Raw genomic sequence first — 12961 nt, forward strand, 5'->3', positions numbered from 1 at the left:
ACCCATAGCTAATATAAATCCATTATGAAACAAATCTGCTTAATGCTTGTGCTTGCTGTATCCACGCTGAATATAGTTGCGCAGCCATTTCAAAAAACTAAGCTGGGTATAAAAGCCATTGCTAACGGTAATGAAGTAGAAGTACAATTTTATACGCCATCAATAGTTAGGGTAATCAAAGCACCTGCAGGAAAACCATTTTTAAAAGAAAGCCTTTCGGTAACTTTGTCTCCATCTAAAACCATTTTCACCACACAGCAAACGGGCAGTACAGTGCTGTTAAAAACAGAAAAAATAAATGTCAGGTTAGATCTTGGGACCGGAAATGTTGAATTTTTATCAGCTTCAGGTAAAGGGTTGCTCAAAGAAAAAAATAAAGGGACAAAGTTTACGTCATTCAATGATACGGGTGCAGACAGTTATCATGTTTATCAGGCATTTGTTTTAGAGCAGGAGGAACCAATTTATGGACTTGGACAGCATCAAGGTGGCCACCTGAATCAAAGAAATCAGCAATATCATCTTGAGCAGGGCAATGTAGAGGATGCCGTGCCTTTTTTTCAATCGGTAAAAGGTTATGGCCTTTTCTGGGATAATTATTCTCCGACTGAATTTCATGATGATGCTGATGAAACGTCCTTTAAATCGCAGGTAGGAGATGGGGTAGATTATTATTTCATGTATGGTGGCAATGCTGATGGCGTTATCTCCAACATGCGGGCACTAACAGGTAAGGTGCCGATGTTCCCTTTATGGACATATGGCTTTTGGCAAAGTAAGGAGCGCTATAAAAGTCAACAGGAATTATTAAATGTGGTGAAAACTTACCGCGAACTGAATGTGCCGCTTGATGGCATTATTCAGGATTGGCAGTATTGGGGAAATAATTACCTGTGGAATGCGATGGACTTCCTGAATGTAGATTTTCCTGACGGGAAAAAAATGGCCGATGATGTACATGCGCAAAATGCACACCTGATTATTTCCATCTGGTCTTCCTTTGGTCCGCAAACTAAGCCATACCAGGAGATGGATAAAAAAGGTATGCTTTTCAATATTAAAACCTGGCCAGAATCAGGTTCAGAGAAATGGCCTCCGAATTTGGATTATCCCTCTGGAGTAAGAGTATATGATGCCTACAATCCTGAAGCCCGCGATATTTATTGGAAATATGCCAATAATGGTTTGCTTGCCAAAGGGATTGATGGTTGGTGGATGGATTCTACCGAGCCTGATCACCTGCAGGTCAAACCTGCTGATTATGACACCAAAACCTATCTTGGATCATTTCGTAAAGTGCGTAATGCCTATCCACTTATGGCTGTGGGCGGGGTATATGATCACCAGCGTAAAACTACGTCAGATAAAAGGGTCTTTATTTTAACGAGATCGGCCTTTGCGGGGCAGCAACGTTACGGTGCCAATACCTGGTCTGGAGATACAGGTTCCAGCTGGGATACTTTCCGCAAGCAGATCCCTGCTGGATTAAATTTTTCGCTTACCGGCATACCGCACTGGAATTCTGATATTGGTGGTTTTTTCGCCGGCGCATATAATAAAGCCTGGAGTGATGGTTCGGGCAGCAAAAACCCGTTATACCAGGAGTTGTATGTCAGGTGGCTTCAGTTTGGTACATTTAATCCAATGATGCGTTCGCATGGAACTGATGTACCGAGAGAAATTTATCAGTTTGGGAAAAAGGGTGAGCCAATTTATGATGCCATAGATAAATTCATCAACCTCCGTTACGCCCTTTTGCCCTATATCTATTCTACTTCCTGGGCGGTTACAGCAAAGCAATCCAGCTTTATGCGTGCCCTTTTTATGGATTTTGTAGACGATAAAAAAGTCTGGGATATGAACAATGAATACATGTTTGGTCAGTCTATCCTTGTGGCACCAGTTATTAAAGCCCAATACACGCCAGAAACTATAGTTAAGGTGAATGAAAATAGTGGCTGGAATAAAAAAGAAGGTAAAGAAAATGATCAGAAAGCTGCAATAGATTTTACTGCTGAAAAATCATCACCCGTATATCTTCCGGCTGGTACGTTATGGTACGATTTCTGGACGAATGAGCAGTTGAAAGGTGGTCAGGAGCTGATTAAAAAAACGACTATTGATATGATTCCGATTTATATTAAGGCTGGTGCAATTATACCAATGGGCCCAAAAGTACAATATGCTACCCAACAAAAATGGGATAACCTGCAAGTTAAAGTATATCCTGGTGCAAATGGTTCTTTCGTATTGTATGAAGACGAGCTGGATAACTACAATTATGAAAAAGGCGCTTATACAGAAATTGAGTTTAATTGGAATGATGCCGCTAAGAAATTAACCATTGCCAATCGGAAAGGTAGTTATAATGGCATGCTTCAAAATAGAAAATTTACCATTTTATTACCCTCGGGTGCAAAGAAAAACGTGGCTTATACCGGCAAAAAAATAGAAGTGAAATTTTAAATAGCAGTCGGGATTATTGGCTTTATGCCGGATAGCAGCAGGAATCTAATTTGATAGCTGATGCTGTTTTTATTTACAAACTACTTTACTAAATCGCATTTAAAGTAAGAGATCAAATAACAATTGAAAATAAAAGATTTGTGTTTATATTTGAATTGAGCAGTCGTTTTGCCAATCCCCAACCAACCATAATTGATACGAAGATAAGACTGAGCTCAATCTTAATATCCTAAAAAATAAAATTATGGCGTTATTTAATCCTTATTTACATTTCACCGGTAATACCGAAGAAGCATTTAACTTTTATAAATCAGTACTTGGTGGAGAATTTACCAAGTTGGTTCGTTACAAAGATTTGACCCCAACTGCTGAATATGCAATTCCAGAAACCTATCTGGATAAAATCATGTACATCGCTTTGCCTCTCGGGAAAAATAATATGCTGATGGGCTCTGACGCGATGCTGGAAATGGAAGGGCGAAAATTTACTTTCGGAGATAATTTTCACATTGCCATTAGTGCTGAAAATAAAGAAGAAGCGGCGTATTTATTTAAAGAACTTTCAGCTGATGGAAAAATAGAAATGCCTATTGCAGATAGTCCCTGGGGTTCATACTTCGGTATGCTTGTTGATCAATTTGGCGTTCAATGGACGGTAGAATTTGATCCGAATGTGTAGCGGTTTAGAGGTAAACTATTATTATGTTATCCTCCAAATCAGCCATTAGTAATCAGTTCAGGATTAGCCATTCTCAAACGTTTCAGTCGTTTTGCAACCTTAACTGGTCTGAATAATTTAAGAATATAAGTTTGGTGGTAACTTAAACAGCCACAAAGCACACCAGCCAAAGCGCCAAAAAGAACATCAATAGGGAAATGTTGTGCCAGGTAAATTCTGGAATAACCCACAGCTATGGAAAACAGGATACATGGCACAGATATTTTTTTCTTTTTAAAAACCAATACCATAATCGTGGATAGTGCGAAAGCAGATGCCGTATGGCCTGATGGGAAGGAAGAGTGGTTATGCACATTTAAGCCCTGAACAAAATGTGTGTAAGGAATGTGGAGTTGCTGCATGAGTAACTTTGGCCTGGGTTGATTGTATAATCTCTTAAATAACTGTACCAACAGACCAGAATAGGCATAGGCCAGTAAAACGGCTATGGCTTTCTTTTTTTTCTTAATAGCCGATAGCAATATCACTGCAAAAATGATGAAAAAGCCATCGCCTAGATTGGTCATGATTTTAAAAGTAAAATCAAGCCAGTTGGTATGGTATTGATTTACCCATAAAAAGCCTTGAATTTTTGGCAATAGGCTAACAAAAAGCGCAGTTAGCGTAAGTAAAATAAAAAGTGTAGTGAAGTAACAGGGTAATTTTTGTAGTCGTTTGATCATGTGTTTGGTCATTTTCTTGCCGAAATTAGTAAGCCGAGATAACCAAAAGGTTAAGGCAATATCATTCTTTTTGTAACAGGTATGTGACTGTTTTTTTCTTTTTTGATTAATAATTGATTGGTGATAGGGACTTTTTTATTAAAGACCAATTTTACAATATGTTACTTTCGATAAATATATTTTTCACGGCCTTCTCCTTCAAGTGGAAAGGTTCTTGTAGGCGGATAGGAGTATTTTTCAGGCTTTCATCTATCGGTAAGGTGTCTCACCAACCGAAATTAGAACCTTTAATTTCAACTGCATTAAAAAGTACTTGTAGGAGTGAGTAATTAAATATTGGTAAATTAGATGTTTGTCTTTTAAACACCCCGCCTTGCAGGCACCCCTCCTTAAAAAAAGGAGGGGAATATGATATTTATGATAGGCGTTTATTTTGTGAGATAGGGGGGCACCAGGAAACTGAAGAAGTTCTACCACCCTCCTGGCCTTTGAAACTTCGTAAGTTAATTTAAAACTCATGAGGTTTAACCACCCCCGCCTTGAAGCAACCCTCCATAAAAAGGAGGGGTTTTGATTTTACGATATGGCTTTTAGATTCGATAAATATTTTTTTCTTCTTCGCCCTTGCTCTTTAAGAGAAAGGCTTCTATAGATAGATAGATATGTTTTTTCAGGCAGCCTGGGACTTATGATCCTTTTCTTCTGACGATATATGTCCAAACCGCTGATCTTGCAAGCGGTCATATTCCTTAACATAATCTGGATGTTCCGTGCCCATCACCCGGTCCCAGATTCTAAAATACAAGCCGTAGTTACCTTTAAATTTACTATGGTGCAGGTTATGGTGTACCGAAGTATTAAGTATTTCAAATGCCCAGGTATGACGGAACCCTTTAGGCATAATTTCATAGCCTAAGTGTCCGTACACATTAATGATGAAACCCGTTATGGTAAAAAGTAATATGGTTAATGGGTGCATTGGCAGCAGGATCACAATTGGTACCAGAACCAACCCTTCGGTAATGGCTTCCAGAATGTGAAAACTATATGAGGTCCATGGAGAGGGGTTTGTACTCTTATGGTGAACCAGGTGCGTTAGTTTGAACAATTTTTTATGGTGTAACAAACGGTGCATCCAATAAAAGTAAGTGTCATGTATAATCAAACTCAGCACTAATGCAACGCCAATGTACCAAATTGGGAAATCATTAATATGCGCATAAATTCTGGTGTATTGACGTAATGGTGTGAAAGCTAAGCCAACCGCAATGATTGAAAATATCAGCGTGCTTTGCATGGAATGCCATACCTCACGTACAAAGTCTTTTTTGGTGGCTATTTTTTGCTGAATCTTGAATTTGCCTAGCTTGGCAGGCATCAACAGATAAAACAATGCAAAAGGGATTCCGGCAAGTATAAAATATCGGATAGCCGAAAAACTAAAAATATTAATGGTGGCTTCTATTATCTTTTCCATATCTATATCATTTTTATACTCCAAAAGTATAAACCAGATGTATTTAGCGCCGTTAACAAAAGATAATTTAGTGGCTTAACAAAGGATAATTTATGTTGATGTTTTTCCTTTTGTATGCATCCTTTTTCGGATTCTGCTTAGGGATACTGGTGTAATACCAAGCATGGAAGCAATGTATTTATCAGGCACCCGGTTTACCAGGTCAAACCGTTCTGCCAGGAGTTCCCGATAACGCTCTTCAGGCGATTGTGTAACAAAAGATTCCAGCATTTTTAAGGATTCTGCCAGCATTTTCATCAGGAAAAAATTACGGAGTGGTTCGTATTCCGGGTGTGTTTTCAGAATCTCTTCTAAAACATCATAATCGATCTGTAGCAACTTTACCGGTTCAAGCGCCCGGTAAATAAACCTGGAAGGTTGGCGGTTGATAATGGTATCATGCGAAGCAATAAACTGTCCCTCCCAACGAAGGAGAAGTGTGGCTTCATCACCATTTTCCTTTATGGTATATGCCCTGATTACGCCTTGTTCAATAAAAGCAAGCCTTCGGCTGTTTTCTCCTTCGCGGATGTAGGCCTCATTGGTTTCCAGCAATACCGGGGTAGTCATGGCAAATAAAGGCGCTGTATCTGCCGGTAACACACCTGCTAAATCAAACAATAATTCCTGTAAGGTATCTATTGATGTTCCCATATTAAAAATAACAAATGCCCATGAGCAATTGCTAAATTAGAAATAAGCTGGCAAGCCTGCAAAATTATTACCTGCCATAAAATATTGATGCTTAGGTACAGGCTTTTTGGGATGATATTTTTTTGCCAAATGGCAAATGTGCTAAGGCTTACTTTGCCTAACTTACACGCATGAAAGAATTATTTGAATTTATGCTGAGGTTTGGGAATCTCAATCAGCAGCAGATGGATTTTATATCCAGCAAGGCTGTTAAAATGCAGCTTCCTAATAATGCATACTTTTCAGAAGCCGGAAAAATTGCCCGGCAGGTAGGCTTCGTTGTAGAAGGAATTGTGCGGGTATGCTATTATAGTAATAAAGGCGAAGAGGTTACCAAATATTTTATTGAAGAAAATAATTTGGTGGTCGACTTGGAAAGCTTTGATCTCGAAATCTGCTCGAGTGCTTATGTGCAAGCCGTTACCGATTGTACCTTAATTGTATTCTCTAAAAAAGACTGGCAGGAGCTGTTACAAACCATTGTTGGCTTTGAAACGATGGTGAATAAAATCATTTCAAGGGCACTGATGCAAAAAGTAGAGCGAAGAAGTCCGCTGGTAACGGAAGATGCCACTACCCGATACCTGAAATTTCTGGAAATTTATCCAACAGTGGTCAACCGGATTCCGCTTTCATATATTGCTTCTTATCTGGGCGTTACACAATCATCATTAAGCAGGATTAGAAAAAATATCCGGTAAATACTTTTTGCCAAATGGCAAATGATTCCCCAATCTGTTGATGCAACTTTACATCATCAATTAAAACCAAAAGAAAAATGAAATCAGTACTAATAACAGGGGCCAACAGAAGCATTGGCCTGGAAGTTGCAAAACAGCTGTCGGAAAAAGGATTATTTGTGTATTTAGGCAGCCGTAATCTGGAAAAAGGTGAAGCCATTGTGGCTGATCTCCTGAAGCAGGGGTTTAAAAATATCAAAGCGATAGCAATTGATGTCACTCAGGCTGAATCAATATCTGCAGCTAAAGATAGCATAGAAAAGGAACAAGGGAAACTTGATATCCTGATAAACAATGCAGGTATTCTTGGGGATAGCCCTCAAATGGCTGTTGATACGCCTATAAGTCACATACAGGAAGTGTTTGATACGAATTTTTTTGGGGTGATCAGTGTGACACAGGCCTTTTTGGATTTACTTAAAAAATCTGATAGTCCGAGAATCAGCAACATTACTTCGGGACTTGGATCTTTAACGCTTCATAGTGATCCATTATGGAAATACTACCAGGTTAAAACGGCTGCGTATGGAACATCAAAAGCTGCCCTAAATGCTTATACCATTGTGCTGGCCTATGAATTGAAAGACCTTCCTTTCAAAGTGAATGTGATTGATCCGGGTTATACAGCAACTGACTTTAACCATCATAGTGGCCCTGGTACGGTAGAAAGTGCAGCCTCATTTATTATCAAACATACCTTAACTGATGATGGTGCGCTTTCAGGACAGTTTTATAGTAACGATATCGAAGATGAAACAGGTATTAGTCCGTGGTAATGATCTGTGAGGAACAAATTTTTTAGGCGGCGGATGAATATTGTTTTATAGGCTATATTCATCCGGCTACTAATTTATTCATGAAGCACCAGAATAGCCTTCACTGTTTTATTGATGACCTGATTTACCGTGCTACTGGTAAACAGGCGGTAAATAATGTTATGGTGATGTTTAACCAGGCAAAGAATATCGGTATGGTTTTGTTCAATAAAATCCATTATCCCGTTGGGTGCGCTATTGTGTTTAATGTAATTAAATTCGATTTTTGTACCTGGTAAAAGTTCCCTGATGCTTTTTTCACCAGTTTCAATATGCTTTTGGTCGGAGTTTTCTGCTACATATAACACTTGCATTTTTTGTGAGCCAGAAGCCTTCAGCATTTCTACCAATGCCAATACATCTTTTTGAGAAAGCTTAGTTTCATAATCTGTAGCCAGCGTAATGATTGGACTTGCTGGGAAATTACTTTCTAAGGGAACAATTAAAGTTGGAATGCGCATTTTGGTAACCACCATACTCGCATTACTGCCTACAATGCCACTTATTCCTGTTGCTCCGGTAATGCCCATAATCAGTAATTCTACTGGCTTGGTTTTGGTGTATTTGGTAATTACTGTTTTTAAGAAACCAACATCACAGGTGGTTGAAATTTTAATTTGCTGCAGCTGTTGTTCTTCGCGAATGTTATTTGCCCATTGCTCAAGTGCCGTTTTTTTATTCTGATAATAAGATTCAATAAAAATGGCATTATAGGTACTGTTATTGATCCCTTCTGTAGGGTGAATGGCATGAATTGCAGCCACTTCCATTTGTAACACTTTGGCCATCGCCAGTGCATAAGCAAATGCATTTGCAGCACTTTTTGAAAAATCTGTGGCAACCAGTATCTGTTTCATTTTGATGTGATTTAAGGTTTGAAACTATATGAATAAGTGGAACAGCATGAAAAGCAATATAGCCAGAACAATTGATACAGGCAGGGTGAGTACCCAGGCCAAACCAATGCTTTTTAATGTGTTATTATTTAAATTATTCCTACCACCTGAAGCAACCATGGCACCGGCAATACCGCTGGATAATACATGCGTAGTACTTACGGGAAGGCCAAATGCTGTACTCAGGCCAATAGTTGATGCTGCTACAATTTCAGAAGTAGCGCCCTGTGCATAATTGAGATGTTCATTGCCAATTTTTTCACCTATGGTGACTACAATCCGTTTCCAGCCAATCATGGTGCCCAGTCCTAATGAAATAGATATGATTAAAATTACCCAAAGCGGGGCAAAATCAACCAACTTTGAAAGCTCACCTTTAATTTCCGAAAGTTGTTTCTTGTCTGAAACATTCATCTTTAGGTGTTGATCTGCTTCTACCTTACCCATCATATCAATAACGCCTTCAATCTGCTTCCTGAACTGATAGGTATTTTCCTTATCCGTCTCATTTTTTTTAGCAAGATGAATTTTGGTTTGATGGGTTCGCTTGATAAATTCTGCCATATTAATCCCCTCATTGTGATTTAATACAGCAATCTTTTTTAGCAGCACTTCACTGCTGTTGAGTTCGGTAAGTACTTTTTCTTTGGCAATATGGTGGTTCACTGCAAATTTAGCCGGTAAAAAGGCAATGAGGATAAGCATTAAAAGGCCAACTCCTTTTTGGCCATCATTACTACCATGAAAGAAACTAACCAATGTGCAGGTCATAATCAGCAAACCTCTGATTAACAGCGGTGGTCTGTCATTTTCACCCTGTGGAATATGAAATAAGGCGTGGTATTTAATTACATGTTTGAGGAAATACATTAGCAGTATGGCCAAACCAAAACCGATAATGGGCGATAAAATGAGCGATAAACCAATCTCTTCTGCCTTTCCCCAGTTTACACCCGCGCCGCCGTAGTACCAGGTAAAAGCCAATCCGGCACCAATCATAGCTCCGATCATGGTATGTGAACTGGAACAAGGAATGCCCAGGTACCAGGTACCTAAATTCCATGCGATTGAGGCTAGTAATACAGCAAGCACCATGCAGGCGCCCACGCCAATAGGTAAGTTCATGAGCGCATCAAGCGGAACGAGTTTAAGAATCCCCATGGCAACTGCAATCCCTCCGGTAAAAACGCCCATAAAATTCCAAAATCCCGACCAGGGAATGGCGATAACTGGTTTTAATGCCTTCGTATAAATTACGGTAGCCACTGCATTAGCGGTATCATGAAACCCGTTAACAAACTCAAAGGCTACAACAGCCAGCAAGCATAACAAAAATATTAATAACAGGGGAGTGCTTAAATGGGTATCGCCCACAAAGGGAAGTATAACGCTTAAAGAAGACATATAATAAAGTAAAGATTAAGGGTAGGCACAGCATCAAAGTACCACAATAGAAGTGATGTGTATATATCCTCAATGTTAAATAATTGATGTATTGCGTTATCTTTAGCGTTAAGCGCCTACGCTGTAGGTTATTAGATGTAGAGTGGCGCCATTCTTCGCCAGTAATGCGGGCGGTGCGCATCATTGTCCCATTTATATAATTGATTTGTGATGCCCTTTTCCCAAAGGAGCTGGCTTAACCTGTTATTGCTTTCATAAAAGGGATCGGTTTCTCCAACGGCCAGGATGATTTCCATGGATTTTAAGCTGGCAATAAGATTAACATCCTGAAGGTTTGGCAGGTATTGCTCTGGCATATTAAAATAAACAAGTTCATCGCGAAAGCCACCCATCAGGTCGATAAAAGGATCGGGTGCCTGGGTAAGATCATACCTTCCACTAATGCCCACGGTCTTATTGAAAAGCTGGGGATATTTTAAGGAAAGGTTAATGGCATGATAGGCGCCCATACTAAAGCCAACCGTTTCGATCCAGTTAGAGGTACCCTTTTGGTACATTAATGGAATTACTTCATCCAGCAGGTATCTTTCATATTGCAGGTGCCTCGCCATACGTACTGATGGAAAAACTGACTGATTATAGAAACTCTCTGCATCTACGCTATCCACACAAAAAAGCTGCAGTTCGCCTCTTTCAATCTTGTCAGATAATGAATTCACAATTCCCCAGTTTTCATAGTCGTAAAATCTGGCCATTCTGGTTGGGAACATTAATACCGCCCTGCCCGCCTGCCCGAAAACCAGGAGTTCCATGTCGCGCTCCAGGTGATTACTGTACCATTTGTGATATTCCCTATGCATGTCTGATTGTTTGTGGAAATTACATTAGCGGTATTATTTCAACATTAACAAATGATCATGATTATCCTAATTTTTCCTGAATAATCATTTGCCACAAATCATACCCGGCCTTGCTCAAATGAAGTCCGTCGTGATCATAATAATTTGGATCTGGATTTCCGGTTTTATCCAGCATTTTTCTAAATACATCTATGAAATGCCAGTTCCCATTCCGTTTAATTAGCTCGTTCTCGATCAGGTTATTGGTATACTTAAACTGATCGGCCATGTGCCACCTGGAAAGGCTTGGTTTTAGCGAGATGAAATAACAAGGGATAGGGCCGAAGTGTTCATCTACTTTTGCCATCAGCTGAAGAAAAAACAAAAATATCTCTTCAGGGTTTCGTCCATCACCTAAATCATTATCGCCCGCGTAAAAGATGAGTTCATCAGGCTGATAGCCTGTCATAATCCGATCAAAGAACCATGCACATGCCGCGAGTGTTGAACCTCCAAACCCAAGGTTAATAACTCTTTTCTCAGGAAAATCATCTTGAAGGCTTTGCCAGAGACGAATGGATGAACTTCCATAAAATATGGTGGAATAATTTTTTCTTTTCTCTGGAGAAACCTGTTCTAAACGTTTCACCTCATCTTCATACCAATACATACCTGTGAATATAAAAGTTATATCCTCGATTTGTATGATCAAAATGTTAAATTTTAATCAATCAATAGGTCATCAATATAAAGCATGGAAATTACTTGTTGCTGGATTAACATGAAATTCATATGCGGGTAGTTGATTTGCGGGATAACTATTCAAATTAAGAAATGAAGAAAGAATTAATCTTATTGGGGCTAATGGTGTTTTTGGGGATGGTATCTTGTAAAAAGACTCCGGGCAACGATGAACCAAATGTTATTACCTATCCTGATATGGCAGAAGTTGCTGATCCAGCTATCCTATTTACCACGGCAAGTGGTGTTAAGGTTTATAATGGTGGTTTCGGTTCGGCTGTTGCAGCAGATCCAAATGACGCAGCAGTATTTTATATGTTAACGGATAGGGGTGCAAATGTAGCCGGGCAGCTGGCCAATTCCATTATTATCGGAAAACCTGATTTCGATCCACAAATTGGAAAGTTTAGGTTGAAAGATGGAAAACTGATATTGGAACAAACCATCGAGCTGAAAAATGCAGCGGGTGGAAAGTTAAACGGAATTCCAAATCCGGCAGGTATGGGGGCTTCAGGAGAGACAGCGTATGACCTAAACGGGCAGGTGATTGCGCCGAGTGCTGATGGCATTGATTCAGAAGGATTGGTGAGGGCAGCAGATGGAACTTTTTGGATCAGTGATGAATACGGACCACACCTAGCCCATTTTGATGCCAATGGAAAAACCATTGAACGCATTAATCCATTTGGTACCGGAACGGGAGGCAGAAAAATTCCGGCAGTTTTTACCAAAAGAAGGGCAAACCGTGGGATGGAAGGATTAGCCATTACACCGGATGGGAAAACGCTGGTGGGCATGATGCAATCACCAATGTATAACCCTTCAAAAAGTGCGGTGGCCAATTCAACAGTACTGCGGATCTTAACTTTTGATATCGCAACTGGTGCAACCAAACAATATGTTTATTTAATGGATAATACCACACTTACCGGCGTGAGCGATATTGTAGCTGTAAATGCGACTACGTTTTTAACCATAGAAAGAGATGGGCTTTTTGGTGGTGATACCACTAATCCTGCAGCCTTTAAAAAAGTATTTAAGATTGATATCAGCAATGCTACAGATATTTCTGATGCAGCCGATGGCGCAACAGGAAAACTTTACGGTGGAAAAACGGTAGAAGAGTTAAATAATCAGGCAGGGCTTGCAGCTGTGGGAATTGCTCCTGTTTCAAAAACGCTCGTTTTAGATCTGTTAAAAGATTTGCCATCGATTTACCCACATGATAAGGCAGAAGGACTTGCGCTATTACCTGGAAACATCCTTGTTATTTCTAATGATGACGATTTTGGCGTGGTGGATAATGGAGCAAGTGGCTTTGCCCAAAAGATTTTACCATTAACTAAAACCGTAGATCGGAACCGTTTATACTTTGTAAAGGTTAAACTTTAATCAGTACTTTACAGGTTATTTAAGCATTCGCATATGATGTAAATAAAGTGAGGAATAT

At 39.6% G+C, this 12961-nt stretch carries 12 protein-coding genes; 5 read left to right on the top strand and 7 right to left on the bottom strand.

What is annotated here, in order from left to right:
* The first annotated feature begins 24 nt into the window (after positions 1-24).
* A complete protein-coding gene (locus AN34_RS06710; RefSeq protein WP_029283557.1) occupies positions 25-2466 on the top strand; it encodes a TIM-barrel domain-containing protein in 2442 nt (813 codons plus the stop codon).
* A 244-nt stretch (positions 2467-2710) separates the two neighbouring features.
* Positions 2711-3145 (top strand): VOC family protein, encoded by a 435-nt coding sequence (locus AN34_RS06715; RefSeq protein WP_029283559.1) that lies wholly within the window; start codon positions 2711-2713, stop codon positions 3143-3145.
* Positions 3146-3183: 38 nt separating this feature from the next.
* Here AN34_RS06715 and AN34_RS06720 read toward each other — a convergent pair whose 3' ends face one another.
* The 3 genes from AN34_RS06720 to AN34_RS06730 all read right to left on the bottom strand — a co-directional run bounded on the left by AN34_RS06720 (position 3184) and on the right by AN34_RS06730 (position 6037).
* Positions 3184-3867, bottom strand: coding sequence for a phosphatase PAP2 family protein (locus tag AN34_RS06720; protein WP_197285491.1), 684 nt, complete (start codon positions 3865-3867; stop codon positions 3184-3186).
* Positions 3868-4537: 670 nt separating this feature from the next.
* Positions 4538-5344, bottom strand: coding sequence for a sterol desaturase family protein (locus AN34_RS06725; RefSeq protein ID WP_029283564.1), 807 nt, complete (start codon positions 5342-5344; stop codon positions 4538-4540).
* A 90-nt stretch (positions 5345-5434) separates the two neighbouring features.
* Positions 5435-6037: a Crp/Fnr family transcriptional regulator gene (locus tag AN34_RS06730; protein WP_029283567.1), complete on the bottom strand. Its 603-nt coding sequence runs from the start codon at positions 6035-6037 to the stop codon at positions 5435-5437.
* Between the two features lie 170 nt (positions 6038-6207).
* Here AN34_RS06730 and AN34_RS06735 point away from each other — a divergent pair, with 170 nt between their 5' ends.
* Entirely contained in the window at positions 6208-6777 is a 570-nt protein-coding gene (locus AN34_RS06735; protein ID WP_029283569.1) for a Crp/Fnr family transcriptional regulator, read from the top strand.
* A gap of 77 nt (positions 6778-6854) precedes the next feature.
* Entirely contained in the window at positions 6855-7592 is a 738-nt protein-coding gene (locus AN34_RS06740) for an SDR family oxidoreductase (protein WP_029283571.1), read from the top strand.
* A 74-nt stretch (positions 7593-7666) separates the two neighbouring features.
* On the opposite strand, the gene AN34_RS06745 is transcribed toward AN34_RS06740, so the two are convergent.
* The 4 genes from AN34_RS06745 to AN34_RS06760 form a co-directional block, all read right to left on the bottom strand.
* Positions 7667-8488: a universal stress protein gene (locus AN34_RS06745; protein WP_029283573.1), complete on the bottom strand. Its 822-nt coding sequence runs from the start codon at positions 8486-8488 to the stop codon at positions 7667-7669.
* Between the two features lie 24 nt (positions 8489-8512).
* On the bottom strand, positions 8513-9931 hold the full coding sequence (locus tag AN34_RS06750) for an inorganic phosphate transporter (protein WP_029283575.1): 1419 nt from the start codon (positions 9929-9931) through the stop codon (positions 8513-8515).
* 131 nt (positions 9932-10062) lie between these two features.
* Positions 10063-10791 carry an esterase family protein gene (locus tag AN34_RS06755; RefSeq protein WP_029283578.1) on the bottom strand — a complete coding sequence of 243 codons (729 nt, stop codon included), beginning with the start codon at positions 10789-10791 and terminating at the stop codon, positions 10063-10065.
* Between the two features lie 61 nt (positions 10792-10852).
* Entirely contained in the window at positions 10853-11482 is a 630-nt protein-coding gene (locus tag AN34_RS06760; RefSeq protein ID WP_231625494.1) for an SGNH/GDSL hydrolase family protein, read from the bottom strand.
* A gap of 122 nt (positions 11483-11604) precedes the next feature.
* Between AN34_RS06760 and AN34_RS06765 the strand changes: the two genes are divergently transcribed.
* Positions 11605-12903 (top strand): esterase-like activity of phytase family protein, encoded by a 1299-nt coding sequence (locus AN34_RS06765; RefSeq protein WP_029283582.1) that lies wholly within the window; start codon positions 11605-11607, stop codon positions 12901-12903.
* Positions 12904-12961 lie beyond the last annotated feature (58 nt).

Origin of the sequence: Pedobacter sp. R20-19, assembly GCF_000708265.2 — a bacterium.
Classification (GTDB): Bacteria; Bacteroidota; Bacteroidia; order Sphingobacteriales; family Sphingobacteriaceae; genus Pedobacter.